Origin of the sequence: Actinacidiphila acidipaludis, from assembly GCF_019890725.1 — a bacterium.
GTDB lineage: Bacteria > Actinomycetota > Actinomycetes > Streptomycetales > Streptomycetaceae > Actinacidiphila > Actinacidiphila acidipaludis.
Genome location: NZ_JAINZZ010000044.1, coordinates 30,001 through 47,504, shown reverse-complemented (window position 1 = coordinate 47,504; position 17,504 = coordinate 30,001). Strand labels below are relative to the sequence as shown.

The window sequence follows — 17,504 nt, the reverse complement described above, 5'->3', positions numbered from 1 at the left end:
GCGTTGCCGGGCCGCGTCCGCGCCCCGGCTCGGGCGACGAGGTCGGCCGGCCGCCCCCTGTCCCCCCGGCGCCCGGGGCCCGGCCCGGGATTCAGTCGGCCATGCCGGGGGCGCCCCAGACCGGGAACCAGCGGGAGAGGTCGGACTCGATGCGCAGGTCGTTCTTGAGCAGCGCGGCGATCTCCAACTCCCGCGCGTTGTCGCGCTTCTGCTCACCGGGCCGCTTGCAGACCGGGTAGAAGCTGCCCCGCTTGTACAGGTAGACCAGGGCCAGGGAGGGCCCGGCCGGGTCCGAGAAGCCCACCAGCGAGCAGAGCAGCTGCGGGCCGAACCCGTGCTGTTCGAGCGTGGAGTTCACGGCGTGCAGGTCGGTGACGAGTCCGGTGACGTCCTCGGGGTCGTGGCGCGAGAGCAGCCAGGTGTACCCGTAGGAGTCGCGGCTGGACTCGGTGGCCAGCAGGGTGTGCAGGTCCTGCTGGATCTCGGTGAAGGCCCCGCCCTCGACGGCCGAGAAGCACACCGAGCCGAGCCCGGTCGGGCGCAGCTCGGTCGCGGCCTGCAGGGTGATGGCCGCCGAGGTGAGCCCGAACAGCTGGTCGAGATCGGGCTTCACCGGCTTGCTGCGGCCGAGGAGGACGTCGAGCAGACCCATCAGCGGTGGTCCAGTTCACGGGTGATGCGGCTGAGCTGCTCCAGCCGCACCTCGAGGGTGGGGTGGGTGGACATCAGCCGGGAGAACGTGGCGCCGGCGCCCAGGGCGGGTGCGAAGTAGAAGGCGTTGAACGCTTGGGAGGAGCGCAGGTCCTCGGTCGGGATGGCGGCGATCTGGCCGCTGACCTTGGTCAGCGCCGAGGCCAGCGCGGAGGGCCGGCCGGTGAGCAGGGCGGCGCTGCGGTCGGCCGACAGTTCGCGGTAGCGCGACAGCATCCGGGTGAGCAGGAAGCTGATGGCATACACGACCGCGCTCACCAGGGGCACGAGCACCGCGATCATGGCGGTGTTGGCGTCCCGGCCGCCGCGGCGGAAGCCGCCCCACAGGCCGATGCGGGTGATGACGCCGGCCAGGATGCCCAGGAAGGACGCCACCGTCATCACCGCCACGTCCTTGTGGGCGACGTGGGAGAGCTCGTGCGCGATCACGCCTTCGAGCTCGTCCGGCTCCAGGCGGCGGAGCAGGCCGGTGGTCGCGCACACCACGGTGTTCCGCTGGTTCCGCCCGGTGGCGAAGGCGTTGGGCACGTCCGAGTCGGCGATGGCCACCTTGGGCTTGGGCAGGTCGGCCAGGGCGCAGACCCGGTCCACCACGCCGTGCAGCTCCGGGGCCTCCTCGGGGGTGACCTCACGCGCGCCCATGCTGAAGGCCGCGATCCGGTCGCTGAACCAGAACTGAGCGACGAACAGCAGACCGGCGACGACCAGGATCAGCGGCCAGGAGCCGCGCAGCAGGGCGAGCAGGGCGCCCACGAAGACGACGTAGAGCAGTCCGATCAGGAACATCGTGACGACCATGCGCGTCGTCAGTCCCCGGTCGGGAGCGAAGCGGTTCCGGCTCAAGGCCCCTCCCGAATCGTGCGGGGCACGGGTCGCGGGGGCGGCCCGGGTGTGCTCCGTTGGCTGGTGGTGGTGCGTGCTTACTACCCAACGATGCAACGACCAGGACGGCCCGGACGGTTCCGCTCAACGGGTGCGGATCCGCTCAAAGGGTGGTGTCCAGGGCGAGCTTTCCCACCGTACGCCTGGCCCGCAGGTCCTGGTGGGCACGCGCCGCGTCGGCGAGCGGATAGACACCGCCGAGCAGGGGCCTGAGCCGGCCGTCGGCGGTCATGGCGAGCAGTTCGGCCATCGGCTCCCGGTACATCCCAGGACGGCCCAGGCAGTGGGCCAGCCAGAACCCGACGACGGACCGGGAACGGCCCATGAGCGCGGCGGCCTCGACCGGGGTGGCCGGGGTGCGGGAGGCCATGCCGTAGGTGACGAGCCGGCCGAACGGCGCGAGCGCGGCGAGCGAGGCGTCGAAGACCGGGCCACCGGTCATCTCCAGCACGATGTCGACCTTGCGGCCGCCGTTCGCCTCGATCAGGCGCTCCTTGAGGTCCTCCGGCGCGGCGTCGAGGGCGACGTCCGCCCCGAGGTCGAGGGCCAGGTCGCGCTTGTCCTTCGAGGAGGCGGTGGCGATCACGCGGCCCGCACCGAACGCCGCGGCGAGCTGGACGGCGAGCGAGCCGGTGCCGCCCGCGGCGGCGTGCACGACGACGCTCTCCCCCGCGGCCAGTCGCGCGGAGGTGCGCAGCAGGTGCCAGGCGGTGAGGCCCTGGACGACGAGCGCCAGCGCCTGCTCGTCGGTCACGCCGTCCAGTACCTCGTGCGTCAGGTACTCCTGGACGGCCGCCTTCTCGGCGTAGCCGCCGCCGTCGGTGAGCGCGACGACGCGCCGGCCGTCGGCGGTGCGGCCGGCGACCTCGGAGCCCGGGACCATCGGCAGGGTGGAGCGGGACAGATAGCTGTCCTCGACGGCGTGGGTGTCGGCGTAGTTGACGCCCGCCCGCTGGACGTCGACCAGGAGCTGGCCGGGGCCGGCCGAGGGTTCGGGCAGCTCCGCGACGTGCAGGACCTCGGGGCCGCCGAACTCGGTGATCTGGATGGCGCGCACGGTGACTCCTCCGCTGGACGGCACGGCCCCGTCGGCTCGGCAGGACCTTCCAGCAGAGACTACCGACTGGTAGGTATGGAGCGCACGCAGCACTTCTCCCGGCCGGCGCCACTCCCCGCACCGGCGTTCAGGCCGCCGGCACCGGGACCGCGGGCGCCGGGCCCACGTACCGCGCGGCCGGACGGATGATCTTGCTGTCCTCGGCCTGCTCCAGCACGTTGGCGCTCCAGCCGACGACCCGGGCGGCGGCGAAGGTCGGGGTGAACATCTCCCGCGGCAGCCCGCACAGCTCCATCACCACACCGGCGAAGAACTCCACGTTGATGTGCAGGTTCCGGCCCGGTTTGAGTTCGGCGAGCACCGCCTCCGCCCGTTCCTCGACCCGCACGGCGAACTCCACCAGGTCGCCGCCGAACTCGCGCGCGATGCCCTTGAGCATCCGCGACCGGGGGTCCTCGGTGGTGTAGACGGGGTGGCCGAAGCCCATGATCCGGTCGCCGGCCTGAATGTGCTCGCGCAGCCAGCCGTCGATGCGGTCGGGGGTGCCGATCGCGTCGAGGGTGTCCAGGGCGCGGCTGGGCGCACCGCCGTGCAGCGGCCCGGAGAGCGCGCCGATGGCGCCGACCAGGCAGGCGGCGAGATCGGCCCCGGTCGAGGCGATCACCCGCGAGGTGAAGGTCGAGGCGTTGAAGCCGTGGTCGACGGTGGAGATCAGGTAGCGCTCGACCGCCCAGGCCCTGGCCGCGTCCGGTTCCCGCCCGGTCAGCATGTACAGATAGTTGGCCGCGTGGGGGAGGTCGTCCCGCGGTTCGACCGGCTCCCGGTCCTGACCGAGCCGGTACAGCGCGGTGATCAGGGTGGGCACCGCGGCGCAGGCCGCCAGCGCGTCCGCGCGCCGCTCGTCCGGACCGATGTCGTACAGCGGGCGGAACCCGGCCGAGGCGCCCAGCAGCGACAGCGCGGTGCGCAGCCCGGCGAGCGGTCCGGCCGGGGCGCTCGCGCGGGCGACGACCGGGAGCGCCTCCAGGACGTCGGCGGGCAGGTGCCGCAGCCGCGCGGTGCGCGCGGTGAACGCGGCACGCTCCGCGGCGTCCGGCAGCCGGCCGTGGACCATCAGGTGCCACACGTCCTCGAAGGTCCGGGTGGCGGCCAGTTCCACGGCGGAGAACTCGCGGTAGTGGTAGAAGCCCTCGGCGCCTCTGACGTCGCCGAGGGTCGTCTCGGTCACGATCACGCCCTTCAGGCCCCGGGGTACGGCGACGGGGGCGGTGCGCTCGGTGGTCGGCATCGTGCATTCCTCCTTGGGGTATTGACTTGACTGTCGATGATTGATTGAGTTGATGTCAATATTGATTAAGCCCGAGTCAATCAACCCTCGTCGCCGGTTCCGGGGCCCGCGGGGGACCCCGGGGCGGCGGACGCGCACCCGGATACGGTGAGGCCCATGGCACAGGACGCGGCAGACCCGGCAGCCCCGGCGGATCCCCCAGCCCCGGTGGACCCGGCAGGCGCGGCCGCCGGCGACGACGGCCGGATCGGCACCCGGGAGGCGGCCCGGCGGCTCGGGGTGAAGCCCGAGACGCTCTACGCGTACGTCAGCCGCGGACTGCTCGGCAGCCGCCGGGCGCGGGGCGGCCGGGGCAGCACGTTCGACCCCGCCGAGGTCGCCGCCCTGGCCCGGCGCGGGCGCACCTCGTCCTCAGAGGACGCGGCGTCCGCTCAGTCCCCGGCCGAGGCGGACGCCGGCGGCCTGGGCCGGGTGCGCACCGGGATCACGCTGATCACCGCGGACCGGTACTACTTCCGCGGGGTCGACGCCACCGAGCTCGCCGCGGCGTACACCTTCGAGGAGGTCGCCGAGTGGCTGTGGACGGGGGTGCTGCGGCGCGGGGTGCGGTTCGAGGCGCCGCCGCAGCCGCTGGCGGCCGCCCGGCGGACGGCCGCCGCGCTGCCCGCCGACTGCGGGCCCATGGACCGGCTGCGGGTCGCCGCGATCGCCGCGGCCGCCGCCGACCCGCTGCGCTTCGACCTGGCGCCGGAGGCGGTGCTGGGCTCGGCGCGCAGCCTGATCCCGACGCTCGTGGACGCACTCCCGCCGGCCGGCCCCACGCACCGCGGAAGCGGCCCGATCGCCTGGCGGCTGTGGTCGCGGCTGACCGCCCGGCCCGCCGACGACGCCTCGCTGGAGGTGCTGGACACCGCGCTGGCCCTGCTCATCGACCACGACCTGGCCGCGTCCACCCTCGCCGCCCGGGTCGCCGCCTCGGCCCGCGCGCACCCGTACGCGGTGGTCTCGGCGGGCCTGGGCGCGCTCGACGGCCCGCTGCACGGCCAGGCGTCGGCCCTGGTCCACCGGATGCTGGCCGACGTGCTGGAACGCGGGTCGGCGGGCCCGGTCGTCGCGGAGTACCTGCGCGGCGGGCAGGGCATCCCGGGGCTCGGCCATCGGGTGTACCCCGGCGAGGACCCGCGGGCCCGGCTGCTGTTCCGCCTGCTGGAGCGGGTGCCGGCCGCGGCGCCCGCGCTGGCCGCCGCCCGGGACGTGCTGGCCACCGGCGCCCGGCACAGCACGCCGCAGGCCAACGTCGACCTGGCGCTGGGCGCCTTCTCACTGGCCTGCGGGATGCCGGCCGAGGCCGGCGAGACGGTGTTCTCGGTCGCCCGCACGGCCGGCTGGATCGCCCACGCGCTGGAGGAGTACGCCGAGCGGCCGCTGCGGATGCGGCCGGTCGGCGCGTACGACGGGCCCCGGCCGGAGCAGCCGCTGCCGTGAGCGGCCGCCGGTTCGGCGAGCGGGTCCGGGCCGGCGCCGGCCGCCAGGCCGGCGACCGGGTCAGTAACCGGTGACCCGCGGGATGCGGCCGACCAGCTCGGCCCACTCGGAGTCGGTCTGCCCGGGCACCATCCGGCCGGCGGACTGCCACTGGGCGGCGAGCGCGGTGTACAGGGGCGCGTCGGTGCTCTGCAGAACCGTTCCACCAAGGGTGGTGCGCCTGCGCTGGGCGCCGAAGTCCTCTTGCCGGACCCATTTCGTACCTGCCATGCGCTGATCAACGAGACCGGGGCCGGGCACGCCATGCGGACCGCGCCCGCTCCACTCGGACGAGTGAACGCACCGGTGTGGTGCCCCGGAATTTCCGGTGGTCCCCACCCGTTGTGGGGGCATGAGCACTGTGGAGCTGACCAAGGAGAACTTCGACGAGGTCGTTTCGTCCAACGACTTCGTCCTCATCGACTTCTGGGCCGCCTGGTGCGGTCCGTGCCGGATGTTCGCCCCGGTCTACGACAAGGCCTCGGAGAAGCACGGCGACCTGGTCTTCGGCAAGATCGACACGGAGGCGCAGCCCGAGCTGGCCGCCGCCTTCCAGATCCAGTCCATCCCGACGCTGATGATCGTCCGCGACAAGGTCGCGGTGTTCGCCCAGCCGGGTGCGCTGCCGGAGCCGGCGCTGGAGGACGTCATCGCGCAGGCCCGCGCCCTCGACATGGACGAGGTGCGCAAGTCGGTGGCCGAGACGCAGAGCGGCCAGCCGGGGCAGAGCGAGGCCTGAGGCCCCGGCCCCCGCGCCTCCCGGGCAGCGGCCCCGGACGGCTCCGGGCCGCTGTCGGAGGTGCCCGTTACGGTCGCATGGTGGGTACAGCTGTCACCGGCGAGGTGCGGATCGCGGTCGCCCCCGACCCCGTGGGGTCGGGGGGCCGGCTCCGCGTGCTCGCCGAGGACGGTTCGGCCGCGGGCCCCGTCCGGCCGGTGCCCGACCTGGCGGCCGAGGTCGCCCGGCAGGAGGCCGCCGGCCACCCGCGCTGGGTGTGGGCGGCGACCGACGAGACGTACGCGTGGCTGCTGGAGCGCGCGGCCGTGCGCCCCGCCCGCTGCCACGACGTGAAACTCGTGGAGTCGCTGCTGCTCGGGCACGAGTCCCGGCACCGGCGCCCGCGTTCGCTCGGTGCCGCCTGGGCCCGCCTGCACGACCTGCCGGAACCGCAGGACACCCCCGAGGCCGGCCTGGACGACCAGCCGGTGCTCTTCGCCGCCGACCGCCACCACCTGCCGCCCGGCACCGACCTGCTGGAGGCGCTGGTCGCCGTGCACGCCGGGCAGCTGCGCCGGGTCGCCGCCGCCGGGCAGCCCGATCGGATGCGGCTGCTGTGCGCCGCGGAGTCGGCCGGCGCCCTGGCCGCGGTGGAGATGGGCCGCGAGGGCCTGCCCTGGAGCGCGGCCGTCCACGACGAGCTGCTGACCGGGCTGCTCGGCCCCCGCCCGGCCGCCGGCGCCCGGCCCGCGGTGCTGGGCGACCTGGCGCTGCAGCTCCAGGAGGCGCTGGGCCGCCAGGTCAACCCCGACTCCCCCGCCCAGATGCTGCCCGCCTTCGCGCGGGTCGGCGTTCCGCTGAACTCGACGCGCTCCTACGAACTGCGCTCGGTCGAGCATCCGGCCGCCGCTCTCTTCCTGCGCTACAAGGAGCTGTCCCGGATCCACGCCGCCCACGGATGGGCCTGGCGCGAGCAGTGGGTGCGCGGCGGACGGTTCCGTCCCGAGTACGTGGTCGGCGGCGTGGTGTCCGGGCGCTGGGCCACGCGCGGTGGCGGGGCGCTGCAGATCCCCCGGCTGCTGCGGGCGGCCGTGGTGGCCGATCCCGGGCACCGGCTGGTGGTCGCCGACGCCGGGCAGCTCGAACCGCGGGTGCTGGCCGCGATGTCCGGCGATCCCGGTCTGTCCCGGGCGGCCGCCGCGGGGGACCTGTACGCCGCGCTCGCCCTCGACGCCTTCGGCGGCGACCGGCCGCGCGCCAAGATCGGGCTGCTCGCCGCGATGTACGGGCAGACCAGCGGTGAGGCCGGACGGCTCCTGGCGGTGATGCGGCGGCGGTTCCCCGCCGCGCTGGCGCTGGTGGAGTCCGCGGCCAGGACCGGTGAGGCGGGCGGGATCGTCCGCTCCCAGCTCGGCCGCACCTCGCCCGCGCCGTCCGCCGACCGCTTCTGGGACGAGGACGCCGACTCCGGGGACGGCGCCTCCCCCGACCGGCGCGCGGCCCGCTCCTGGGGCCGTTTCACCCGCAACTTCGTGATCCAGGCGAGCGCGTCGGACTGGGCGCTGGCGATGCTGGCGGCGCTGCGGCGCCGGCTGGCGGGGATCGGGCCGGAACCGCGGCTGGTGTTCTTCCAGCACGACGAGGTGATCGTGCACACCCCGGTGGAGCTGGCCGCCGCCGTGGAGGCGGCGGTGGCGGCGGCGGGCGAGGAGGCCCGCCGCCTGGTGTTCGGTCCGACGCCCGTCCCCATCCCGCTGGAGACGCACGTCGTGGAGTGCTACGCCGACGCCAAGTAGCCCTGGAGAGGGCCACATGGCGTGCGCGGGCGCCTCGCCGGCGCCCCCGGCGGGTCACTTGTCGCCCGAGGCGTCCTTCTCCGCGGTCGCGGCGGCCGAGTCGGCGTCGTCCACGAGCTTCTGCATGTGGGCGAGTTGGGAGGCCGAGGGCGCCGACGGGGTGACCGCCCCCGAGCTGCCCGGGTCCGCCCCGGCCGCGCCGTGGCTCCCGCAGCCGGTCAGCACCGCGAACGCCAGTGCCGCCGCGGGCAGGAGCGCCGCCGCCCTCCGGCGCCGGGTCACGAGGCGCTCTTCCCCGCGGAGTTCTTGCCCGCGGAGTTCTTGCCCGCGCCGAAGTGCTGGGTGCCGCACCAGGTGCGGACGGCGTCCAGGTCGCTGCTGCGCTTGGTGAGCGTCGGCACCAGGGACTGACGGAAGGTCAGGCGGTCCTTGAGGTAGGTGGCCACGGCCGTGTCGCCCTTGGCGTCGGCGTTGTCCACCCGCTTCTGCAGCCGGGCGATCGAACCCAGCTCCGTCACGGGGCCGTTGAGGCGCCGCAGCGCGCGGTCGATCCGCGCGTCGATCTTGGGCACGCGCTTGCACAGGGCGCGGGCGCCGTCCCCGGTTGGCGCCTTGGCGGCGGCGCTCGGCGCCGGCGTCGTGCCGCTGTCGGCGACGGCGCTGCCCGCGGCGGTCAACAGGGCGGCGACCGCGGCGGTGGCCGCGACGGCGCTGCGCGTACGGGTGGTGCGCATGATGTCCTCCCTCGACGTGCGGTGCCGCACCCGCGCGGCACCGCTTCGTCCCGGAGGGTAGGAACGCTCTTTGTGGAAACCTTGTGGGCCGCTGAGAGCTTCGGGCGGCCCCGCGACCGGCGTCTCCTGACGCGGGGCCGGGCCGCCGCCGGCGTCGCGGTGGCCCACTCGCCGGATCCGGACGGCCGGCCCCCGCGTCAGGAGGCGGCCGTGGGCGCGGGGAGCCAGGCCCGGTGGGTGGGCAGTGTGTGCGGGGTCGACGCGCGTGGCAGCAGGACCGTGATGTGCGCTCCGGGCGTCCCGTCGGGCCGGCCGGAGACCGCGACGGTGCCGCCGTGCAGGGCGATCTGCTGGGCGACGAGGGTGAGTCCCAGGCCCGAGCCGGGGCTGTCGGGCCTGCGCCGGAACCGCTGGAAGACACGGTCGCGGTCGGCGGCGGGGACGCCGGGGCCGTGGTCGGCGACGGTCAGGCTGACGGTGGACGGGTCGCCGCCCGGCCGCAGGGCCACCTCGATCCGGGCGGTGCCGTCGGCTCCGGCGCCGTGCACCGCCGCGTTGGTCAGCAGGTTGTCGACGGCCGACCGCAGACCCGGCGGCCAGGCGTGGACCACGCAGCCCGGCGCGCTGTCCACCGCGACCCGCGCCCCGGGCCGCTCCCGCCGCAGGTCGGTCACCGCGGACTCCAGCAGGTCGCCCAGGTCCAGCGGGGCGAAGGCGTCCGCCTCGACGAGGTCCCCCTGGGCGAGGGAGCGCAGCATCACCAGCAGGCCGAGCAGCCGTTCGTGCTCCGCGCGCAGGTCGGCGATGATCTCGGCGCGTTCCGCGGGGGCCGGTTCGGGGGTGCCGTCCAGCACGTCGAGGTTGATCCGCATGCTCATCAGCGGGGTGCGCAGTTCGTGCGAGGCGGCGGCGGAGAACGAGCGGGCGGTGTCCAGCGCCTCGGCGGTGCGGGCGGCCTGCTCGTCGTAGCGGGCGAGGACGGTCTGCAGGGTGCGGGCGAGGTCGTCGACCTCGGGCACCCGTGTCGGTGTGTGCTCCAGCCGGGTCGCGCTGGTGCGCGGGTCGATGCCGCCGGCGCGGCGCTGGAGCAGCAGCAGCGGACGCGCCAGCCGGGTCGCCGCCGCCCAGGCGGCGAGACCCGCGACGGGCGCGGTGAGCAGGGCCACGGTCAGGATCCGCCGGCGGACCTGGCCGATCTGCGCCTGGCTCGCGGTGTCGCTGGAGACCACCCAGAGCGTGCCGGAGATGGCCGGACGCGCGACGGACACCGGCTCGGCGAGCACCCGCCAGCTGCGCCTGCCGTCGGGCACGGTGACCGGTGCCGCGGCCCGCGCGGCGGCCGGCAGGGCGACCGACGCCCCCGGCTGCGGCCCGCCGGTCACCGTGCCGTCGGGCCCGGTGACCCGGATGCCGACATCCAGCGCGGCGGTGAACAGCCGCCGCTCCCGGGCCTGTTCGACGTTCGCCGGCCGGTCGTTGGCCATCGCGCGCAGCAGGTTGCGGGCCTCCGGCAGCACGGCCGTGGCCCGCTGCCGCAGATGGGCGTCGCCCTGGGCGTGCACGTCCCGGACGACCAGCCGGACCATGATCCAGCCCGACCCGAGCACGAGCAGCGGCACCAGGACGCCGACGGCCAGCGCGATGCGGGTGGAGAGCCTCATGACATCCCTCCCCCGGCGGCCCCCGCGCCGTCCGCGGCCGGGCGCAGCACGAAGCCGACCCCGCGGACGGTGTGCAGGATGCGCGGCCGCCCGCCGGCCTCCAGCTTGCGGCGCAGATAGCTGACGAAGGTGTCGACGGCGTCGGTGCGCACGTCGAAGTCGTAGCCCCACACGCGGTCCAGGAGCTGGTCGCGGGTGAGGACCAGCCCGGAGTTGCGGGCCAGGACCTCCAGCAGCTCGAACTCGCGGCGGGTCAGGTCGAGCGGTTCGCCGTCGCGGGCCGCGGTGCGGGCCGCCGGGTCCAGCACCAGTCCGCAGGCGCGCACCTGGTCGTCGGGCTGCGGCGGGCGGCGGCGCAGCAGGGCGTGCAGCCGGAGGACCAGTTCCTCCAGCGCGAACGGCTTGACGAGGTAGTCGTCGGCGCCCGCCTGGAGCCCGGCGACGCGATCGGCGACCTCGTCGAGGGCGGAGAGCACCAGCACGGGCAGGTCGCTGCCGGTGCCGCGCAGGGTCCGGCACACCTCGATGCCGTCGACGTCCGGCATGGAGATGTCCAGGACGAGGACGTCGGGCGGGGTGTGCCCGAGCAGGTCGAGGGCGGCGGCGCCGCCCGCCGCCTCGGTCACCGTGAAACCGCGCAGCCGCAGGGCGCGGCCCAGTGAGCGGCGGATCGCGGCGTCGTCGTCCACCACCAGGACGCGGCCCCCGCCCGCCCGGTCCGCATCCGCCTGGTCTCCCGTCCGACCGCGCGGCCGACCCCCCGGCCGGCCACCCGCCTGACCCGGTATCCCTGTCACCGAACACACCTCCGCTCCCCGGCCGCAGCATGGTTGCATCGCGGGAACCATGGTGCACGGCCGGGGAGCGGAGAGTCCTCTCCCGGTGGGTCCGGCCGGGTCTCAGCCGGTGTACTGGGCGAAGGTGCGGGTGAAGTCCCAGGCGTTCTGGGACACGCCCGAGCAGGTGTCGTCGTTGGGGTAGGCGCCGGGGCACGGCCGGTCCCGGTTGGCGGACCAGAAGGTCAGCCGGGCCAGGTGGTGGGCCTGGGCGTAGGCGAGGATGGTGCGGAAGTCGGCGACGGTGACGGTCTCGGGGTTGCTGCCGTCGGTGATGCCGTTCATCGACGAGATGCCGCTGTGCCGGTACGCCGTGTCGTCGCTGTATCCGTAGGCGCTCTTCAGCGCGTTCTTCAGGCCCTCGGCGGCCTGCGTGGTGAGGTTGCCCATGTTCTTGCCCGCGCCGCCGAAGTCGAACGGCATGATCGTCCAGGCGTCGACGGTGAGCCCGGAGGAGGCGGCGCGGTTGATCAGGCTGGTGTCGGGGCCGGTCTGGCCGGTGCCGATGGTGACGTAGACGGCCAGGCCCGGGTTGCCGGCCTTGACGGTCTTCAGCGCGTCGACCGTGCGCTGCTGGACGGTGCCGTTGCTGTAGGCGTCCGCCTCGATGTCGATGTCGATGGCCTTGAGCCCGTAGGCGCTGATCACCTTCTGGTAGGCGGCGGCCAGTTCGCCGGCGCTGGAGCAGGAGGACTCCAGCTTGTTGCCGCTGTAGCCGCCGAAGGAGGGCACCACGTCGCCGCCGGCCGCCCGGACCTTGGCGATGGTGTTCTGGTCGACGCCGCCGGTCAGCGCGCGGCCGCCGTCCCACTGGGGGTTGCAGTAGCCGTTGCTGAGCACGAAGGCGAGGGTGAACCATTTGACGCCGGTGGCGTTCATGATCGTGGTGGGGTCCGGCGGGTTGCCCCAGCCGTTGTAGAGGTACGGCGCGACCGCCTGCACTCCGCCGCCGGGCGGCGGGGTGGTGCCTCCGCCGGTGGGCAGCGTCCACTTCTGGTTGGCGCCGCCGGTGCAGTCCCAGATCTGCAGGCGGGTGCCGTTGGCGGAGCTGGGGCCCGTGGCGTCGAGGCAGCGGCCGGAGCCGGTGTTGACGAGCTGGCCGCCGGACGCGGTCCACTTCTGCGCGGCGGTGCCGTTGCAGTCGTAGAGCTGGATCGTGGTGCCGTTGGCGGTGCCGGCGGCGGTGACGTCCATGCACTTGCCTAGCGCCCGCAGCGTGCCGTCCGAACTCACCGTCCAGGTCTGGGCGTTGGTGCCGTTGCAGTCGTAGAGCTGCACGGCGGTGCCGTTGGCGCTGTTCGCGGCGGCGACGTCGACGCACTTGCCGCCGTAGCCGGTGATCGCGCCGGCGGGGTCGGCGCCGGACGCCTGGGTGACACCGAGGGTGCCGACGACGATGCCGCCCGCCAGGGCGCAGGCGAGCAGGGCGAGCGGGCGGGGGCGCGGGCGCCGGGGGGTGGCTGGTTCCGACACGACGGGTCTCCTCGGTGGGGGAACGACGGATGGAGCCGGGCAAGGCCGTGCGGGGAGGCACGCTGAGGTCATGCCCCTGACAGATTCGGGAACGCGGCGGTCGCGTGGGGTCGCCGGGGATCCGCGGGGGACTTACGTCACGTCTTAGTTCAGGACGTGATTTAAATGCGGTGGAGCAGGGCCGTCAATACTTCCGGCAAAGGTCCGTACCTAAAGTTGCCTGCAACGCATCAGCACCACCAGCACCACGACCCCCGGGATCAACGGCAGCCAGGTGGTGACCAGGCGGTACCCGAGCACCGCGGAGGTCGCCGCCACCACGGAGGCCCCCGCGGTCACCAGGGCCAGCGCCAGGGCCGCGTCCAGCGAGCCGAGACCGGCCGGGGTGGGCATCCAGCCCGCCGCCGTGCTGGCGCACAGGTAGGCCGCGACGACGCCACTGACCGGGACCGGCGCGTGCACCGCCCGCATCACCGCGACCACGACCGCCGCGTGCATCGCGGGGAACGCCAGCGCCCCGCCCCACAGAGCCGCGATCCGGGCCCGGTTGGCGTGCAGCGTGCGCACGTCCGTGGCGACCGAGGCCAGGAAGGCGCGCAGCCGCTCGCGCATCCGGCGCGCGCACCGCGTCAGCACGTAGGCGCCGGTGAGCACCGCGGCCGCCGTCAGCGCGATCACCAGCGGGTGCGCGGGCATGCCGGGACCGCCCGCGATGACACGGCGGATGTGCAGGGCACCGGGGAAGAACGCGAGGACGGCCCCCAGCAGCACCAGCCGGCCGATGACCGTCGCACACGCCCGCACCGCGAGCGCGGCCACCGACCGGGTCGGCGACAGACCGCGGCGCACCAGGAAGCGGAGGTTGACGGCGTTGCCCCCGACCCCGGCCGGCAGGACGTGGTTGGCCGCGGACGCGGCGAACTGCGCGGCCAGCAGCCGTCCGGGCGGCAGCGTCTCCACCACCGCGCCCTGCTGCGCGGTGGCCGCGCAGACCCAGGTCAGGAACGCGGCCACACCGGACACGACGAGCCACTCCCGATCGGCCTCGCCCAGCCGGCCGGCGCTGGAGCCGATCAGCTCCCAGTTGCTCGCCACCACGACGGCGACGACGACCAGCGGCAGCATGACGATCGCGGACCGCACCGAGGCGCGCTGCCAGAGAAGGGTTTCGGTGCGCGCGATGGACACGGGGGACTCCTCGCCGCGACGGGGAACGGGACGGTCCGACCAGAGTAGGTGCACGTCAGGCAGCGTTCCCACCGATGCACACCCATATGGGTCAACGCTCTGCCGAACTTCCGTCGACCAAACGGTTTCCCACGGCCCGTCAGGCCGCCGGCGGGGCGTCACGCGGTCGCCCGGACGCGCCGGACGGCTGTCCCGCTGCGGGGCACGTCATGGCGCCGACCGGGTGCGCGCGCCGCGTCGCCGGCCCGCGCGCGCGGGCCGGCGACGGCTTCCTTCAGCGCGGCCGCCGGCGGTGAGAGGGCCACCGGGGCCGTTCAGGGGGCAGTGGATCAGGCGGCGGGCGCCGTCCACTGCTGGTTGGCCGCTCCGGTGCAGTCCCAGATCTGCAGCCGGGTGCCGTTGGCCGAACTCGGCCCGGTCGCGTCCAGGCATCTGCCCGACTGCGGGTTGACCAGGCTGTTGTTGGCACCCCGGGTCCACACCTGGGACCCGGTGCCGTTGCAGTCGTAGAGCTGCACCTGGGTGCCGTTGGCGGTCCCGGCGGAGGCCACGTCCATGCACTTGCCCAGCGCCTGCAGGGTGGTGCCCGAGGCGGTCCACTGCTGGGCGGCCGTGCCGTTGCAGTCGTAGAGCTGGACGGCGGTGCCGTTGGCGCTGTTGCCGCCGGCGACGTCCACGCACTTGCCGCCGTAGCCGGTGATGGTGCCGGTGTGGCCGCCACCGCCTCCGCCGCCGCTCCCCTGGGTGCCGGCCCAGGTGAACGTCGCCGACGCGCCGCCGGGCAGGGTGTAGGAGAAGTTCTCGTTGCCCCAGTTGACCCGCACCTGCTGGGCGGAGGAGGACTCGTTGTAGGCGATGAGCGCCTTGGAGCCGTCGGGGTTCTTCCACGCGACGTTGCGGATCGTGGAGTTGTCGGTGGACGCGATGCGGGTGGCGCCCGGCTTCACGAACTTCGTGAGGTGGCCCATCGTGTAGTACTCGACCGTGTAGTCGACCTGCCCGCTGCGGCTGTCACCGTTGTGCACGGTGATCAGGCCGGTGCAGGTGCCGCAGCCGCCGTTGTGCGGGCCCATGTTCTGGTCCACCGCCAGGCTCCACTTGACCCAGCTCTGGCCCCAGTTGCGGGTGTAGTCGATCAGGTTCTCCATGTCCTCCTTCTGCTGGTTGCCGATCCAGGTGCCACCGGAGTGCTCGGTGTCGAAGGCGGGCAGCGAGGGGTACTGGTTGTGGATCGTGGTCTGCTCCGCGACGTTGCCCTCGTAGCCGTGCCAGGCGACGCCGCCGAAGTTCGGGTCGTTGCGGACCGAGGCGTCGGTGACGGTCGGGGCGGCATAGCTGTCGTAGCTGTCCCAGTTCCAGTCCAGCGCGAGCACCTTGGTCGACAGTCCGGCCGCGTGCAGCGCGGGCAGCAGGTCGGTCTTGGTGAAGTACGCCAGTCCGGAGCCGTTCCAGTTGGCGCCGGGGTAGTCCCCGCCGACCGTGGGCTCGTTCTGGGCGCTGACGTAGTCGATCGGCACACCGGCGGCCTGGTAGGCCTGGAGGTACTTCACGAAGTACTGCGCGTAGGCCGCGTAGTACTGCGACTGCAGCCAGCCCTGGATGTAGCTGCCGTTGTCCTTCATCCACGGCGGCGGGGTCCACGGGGTCCCCATCACCTTCAGGCTCGGGTTGAGCTGCTTGGCCTGCTTGGTCAGCGGCAGCACGTCGGCCTGGTCGTGGGCGATGGAGAAGTGGGACAGGCTCGGGTCGGTCTGGCCGGCCGGCATGTCGTCGTAGGTGTAGCTGTAGCGGGCGAGGTCCGAGGCGCCCATCGGGTTGCGCAGGAAGTCGATCCCGATGCCGTTGACCGGGTCGAAGAGCTTCTGCATGACGCTGTTGCGGGTACTGGCCGACAGGGCGCCGCTGGAGTTCATCAGCCACGCGGCGGTGTCGGTGAACGACGCCCCGGCGCCGGTGAACTGCTGGTACGTGGTGCCCTCGTCCACGGTGACGTTGGCGCCCGAGCCGCCGGTGCCCGACGCGAACGTCAGCGGCGTCTGCTGGGCCAGGCCCTGGACGACGTTGCGGCCGCCGGAGTCGTTGGTGGTGGTCAGGTAGACCTGGACGCTCTCCCCCGCGGCGTGCGCGGTGGCCGGGTCGGCCAGGACGGGGGCGATGGCCGCAGCCGCGGCCGTCACCACACCGAGGACGCCGCGCCGCAGACGGGTTCTGCTCCCGCCCGGGCGGTGTGCTGCTCTCATGGGTCGCTGCCTTTCTCGGCATGTCGCCGAAACGACATAGGACTGGCATGGGCCTGACATGTCCGAACAGGGCGTGACGTGCTGACGACCGTGCAGCGAGGGGGTCTGCACGCTTGTTTCACTACTTGTTTCACGCCTTATATCGTGTCGTGATTTAACTCGGGCGGATCAGGGCCGTCAAGGCATCGCACAGGGATCGGCCGTCTGAAACATCGTGAAACAGGGCTGCGGCACTGCGTGTTGGGACAGCGCGGGGCGGCCGGCCGGCGCGAGGGGGCCGGCTCAGCGCCGGACGACGGGGGCGGTGCTGCCGCGCGGCACCAGCACCGGCGGGTCCAGCCGGACGTCCGGCGCCTCCCCGCCGTCCAGCAGGGCCAGCAGCGCGCCCGCCGCCCTGCGGCCGTGCTCCGGGACGCGTCGGCTGACGGCGGTGAGCGCGGGGTGCACCAGCCGGCACAACTCGCTGTCGTCCCAGGCCACCAGGGACAGTTCGCCGGGCACGGAGACACCCATCTCCTGCGCCACGCTGAGCGCGGCCACGGTCATGACGTCGTTGTCGTAGACGATCGCGGTGGGCCGGACGGGCCCGGAAAGGAGCCGGCGGGTGGCCCGGGCACCGTCCTCGCCGGAGTAGTCGGTGAAGACGCAGTCGACTCCCGGCAGGGAGAGTTCGGCCGCGCACACGTCGAAGACCTCGCCGCGCTCGCGGGTGTGGACGAAGTGCGCGGGCCCGGCCACCCGCGCGATCCTGCGGTGGCCCAGCGCCGCCAGATACGCCAGGGTCTCGCGGACGGCGGCGCCGTCCTCGATCCACACCGAGGGCACCCCCGGCGTCCCGACGGCGTTGCCCACCACCACGGCGGGCAGGCCGAGTTCGGACACCAGCCCGATCCGCGGGTCGTCGTCGCGCAGGTCCACCAGCAGCACGCCGTCCACCCGGCGCTCGCCCCACCAGCGGCGGTAGGCGGCCTCCTCGGCGCTCGCGTCCTCGGTGACCTGGAGCAGCAGGGCGGTACCGGTGCCGGCGAGCCCGGCCTCGACGCCGGAGATGAGCTGCATGAAGAACGGCTCGATGCCCAGCACCCAGGCCGGCCGGTCCACCACCAGGCCGACGGCGCCCGCGCGGCCGTCCGACAGGGCGCGGGCCGCGCTGCTGGGGTGCCAGCCCATCCGCGCGGCGAGTTCCACTATGCGCGCCCGGGTCTGGGCCGACACCCCCGCCTTGCCGTTGAGCGCATAGGACACCGCACCCTTGGAGACACCGGCCGCCGCGGCGATGTCGGCGATGGTCGGGCGCTTGCGCGGACTCATGGCGCACACCGTAACAACGCCGCACCGGCCGTGGCAGAGCGAAGGGCGGAACCCCTGCGCGCGTCCCTGCCGCCGCCGCCCGGCC

The 17,504-nt window shown here is 74.1% G+C and carries 16 protein-coding genes; 3 read left to right on the top strand and 13 right to left on the bottom strand.

Annotated elements, in window-relative coordinates; genetic code table 11:
* Positions 1-91: 91 nt before the first annotated feature.
* The 4 genes from pspAB to K7862_RS26965 form a co-directional block, all read right to left on the bottom strand.
* A complete protein-coding gene (gene pspAB, locus K7862_RS26980; protein ID WP_222967097.1) occupies positions 92-652 on the bottom strand; it encodes a PspA-associated protein PspAB in 561 nt (186 codons plus the stop codon).
* Positions 652-1,554, bottom strand: coding sequence for a zinc metalloprotease HtpX (gene htpX / locus K7862_RS26975; RefSeq protein ID WP_222967096.1), 903 nt, complete (start codon positions 1,552-1,554; stop codon positions 652-654). The genes pspAB and htpX overlap by 1 nt, the downstream gene beginning before the upstream one ends.
* 142 nt (positions 1,555-1,696) lie before the next feature.
* Positions 1,697-2,650, bottom strand: coding sequence for a quinone oxidoreductase family protein (locus K7862_RS26970; protein WP_222967095.1), 954 nt, complete (start codon positions 2,648-2,650; stop codon positions 1,697-1,699).
* Between the two features lie 127 nt (positions 2,651-2,777).
* Positions 2,778-3,938: a citrate synthase gene (locus K7862_RS26965; RefSeq protein WP_222967093.1), complete on the bottom strand. Its 1,161-nt coding sequence runs from the start codon at positions 3,936-3,938 to the stop codon at positions 2,778-2,780.
* A gap of 156 nt (positions 3,939-4,094) precedes the next feature.
* Here K7862_RS26965 and K7862_RS26960 point away from each other — a divergent pair, with 156 nt between their 5' ends.
* Positions 4,095-5,423, top strand: coding sequence for a citrate/2-methylcitrate synthase (locus K7862_RS26960; protein WP_222967092.1), 1,329 nt, complete (start codon positions 4,095-4,097; stop codon positions 5,421-5,423).
* 60 nt (positions 5,424-5,483) lie between these two features.
* Here K7862_RS26960 and K7862_RS26955 read toward each other — a convergent pair whose 3' ends face one another.
* Positions 5,484-5,693, bottom strand: a complete 210-nt coding sequence (locus tag K7862_RS26955; RefSeq protein WP_222967091.1) for a hypothetical protein — start codon at positions 5,691-5,693, stop codon at positions 5,484-5,486.
* Positions 5,694-5,814: 121 nt separating this feature from the next.
* Between K7862_RS26955 and trxA the strand changes: the two genes are divergently transcribed.
* Entirely contained in the window at positions 5,815-6,201 is a 387-nt protein-coding gene (gene trxA / locus K7862_RS26950; RefSeq protein WP_222967090.1) for a thioredoxin, read from the top strand.
* Between the two features lie 77 nt (positions 6,202-6,278).
* Complete coding sequence (locus K7862_RS26945) at positions 6,279-7,976, top strand: bifunctional 3'-5' exonuclease/DNA polymerase (protein ID WP_222967089.1); 1,698 nt, start codon at positions 6,279-6,281, stop codon at positions 7,974-7,976.
* Between the two features lie 54 nt (positions 7,977-8,030).
* Here K7862_RS26945 and K7862_RS26940 read toward each other — a convergent pair whose 3' ends face one another.
* From K7862_RS26940 to K7862_RS26905, 8 genes are all read right to left on the bottom strand, one after another.
* Positions 8,031-8,258, bottom strand: a complete 228-nt coding sequence (locus tag K7862_RS26940) for a hypothetical protein (RefSeq protein ID WP_222967088.1) — start codon at positions 8,256-8,258, stop codon at positions 8,031-8,033.
* Positions 8,255-8,710 carry a hypothetical protein gene (locus K7862_RS26935; RefSeq protein ID WP_222967087.1) on the bottom strand — a complete coding sequence of 152 codons (456 nt, stop codon included), beginning with the start codon at positions 8,708-8,710 and terminating at the stop codon, positions 8,255-8,257. The genes K7862_RS26940 and K7862_RS26935 overlap by 4 nt, the downstream gene beginning before the upstream one ends.
* 197 nt (positions 8,711-8,907) lie before the next feature.
* Positions 8,908-10,371 (bottom strand): sensor histidine kinase, encoded by a 1,464-nt coding sequence (locus K7862_RS26930; RefSeq protein WP_222967086.1) that lies wholly within the window; start codon positions 10,369-10,371, stop codon positions 8,908-8,910.
* Positions 10,368-11,060, bottom strand: coding sequence for a response regulator transcription factor (locus K7862_RS26925; RefSeq protein WP_308012205.1), 693 nt, complete (start codon positions 11,058-11,060; stop codon positions 10,368-10,370). The genes K7862_RS26930 and K7862_RS26925 overlap by 4 nt, the downstream gene beginning before the upstream one ends.
* A 210-nt stretch (positions 11,061-11,270) precedes the next feature.
* A complete protein-coding gene (locus K7862_RS26920; RefSeq protein WP_372461684.1) occupies positions 11,271-12,680 on the bottom strand; it encodes a ricin-type beta-trefoil lectin domain protein in 1,410 nt (469 codons plus the stop codon).
* 210 nt (positions 12,681-12,890) lie between these two features.
* Positions 12,891-13,868 carry a lysylphosphatidylglycerol synthase transmembrane domain-containing protein gene (locus K7862_RS26915; RefSeq protein ID WP_308012204.1) on the bottom strand — a complete coding sequence of 326 codons (978 nt, stop codon included), beginning with the start codon at positions 13,866-13,868 and terminating at the stop codon, positions 12,891-12,893.
* A 329-nt stretch (positions 13,869-14,197) separates the two neighbouring features.
* Positions 14,198-16,108: a ricin-type beta-trefoil lectin domain protein gene (locus K7862_RS26910; protein ID WP_222967082.1), complete on the bottom strand. Its 1,911-nt coding sequence runs from the start codon at positions 16,106-16,108 to the stop codon at positions 14,198-14,200.
* Positions 16,109-16,390: 282 nt separating this feature from the next.
* The gene (locus K7862_RS26905) at positions 16,391-17,419 is read right to left on the bottom strand and encodes a LacI family DNA-binding transcriptional regulator (RefSeq protein WP_222967080.1); all 1,029 of its coding nucleotides are present in this window, start codon (positions 17,417-17,419) and stop codon (positions 16,391-16,393) included.
* Between the last annotated feature and the right edge of the window lie 85 nt (positions 17,420-17,504).

Excerpts from the sequence above, each read along its gene's own strand:
- K7862_RS26945 (WP_222967089.1), top strand. The coding sequence starts at position 6,279 with ATGGTGGGTACAGCTGTCACCGGCGAGGTGCGGATCGCGGTCGCCCCC.
- K7862_RS26955 (WP_222967091.1), bottom strand. The coding sequence starts at position 5,693 with ATGGCAGGTACGAAATGGGTCCGGCAAGAGGACTTCGGCGCCCAGCGC.
- K7862_RS26910 (WP_222967082.1), bottom strand. The coding sequence starts at position 16,108 with ATGAGAGCAGCACACCGCCCGGGCGGGAGCAGAACCCGTCTGCGGCGC.
- K7862_RS26905 (WP_222967080.1), bottom strand. The coding sequence starts at position 17,419 with ATGAGTCCGCGCAAGCGCCCGACCATCGCCGACATCGCCGCGGCGGCC.
- trxA (WP_222967090.1), top strand. The coding sequence starts at position 5,815 with ATGAGCACTGTGGAGCTGACCAAGGAGAACTTCGACGAGGTCGTTTCG.
- pspAB (WP_222967097.1), bottom strand. The coding sequence starts at position 652 with ATGGGTCTGCTCGACGTCCTCCTCGGCCGCAGCAAGCCGGTGAAGCCC.
- K7862_RS26960 (WP_222967092.1), top strand. The coding sequence starts at position 4,095 with ATGGCACAGGACGCGGCAGACCCGGCAGCCCCGGCGGATCCCCCAGCC.
- K7862_RS26935 (WP_222967087.1), bottom strand. The coding sequence starts at position 8,710 with ATGCGCACCACCCGTACGCGCAGCGCCGTCGCGGCCACCGCCGCGGTC.
- K7862_RS26965 (WP_222967093.1), bottom strand. The coding sequence starts at position 3,938 with ATGCCGACCACCGAGCGCACCGCCCCCGTCGCCGTACCCCGGGGCCTG.
- K7862_RS26930 (WP_222967086.1), bottom strand. The coding sequence starts at position 10,371 with ATGAGGCTCTCCACCCGCATCGCGCTGGCCGTCGGCGTCCTGGTGCCG.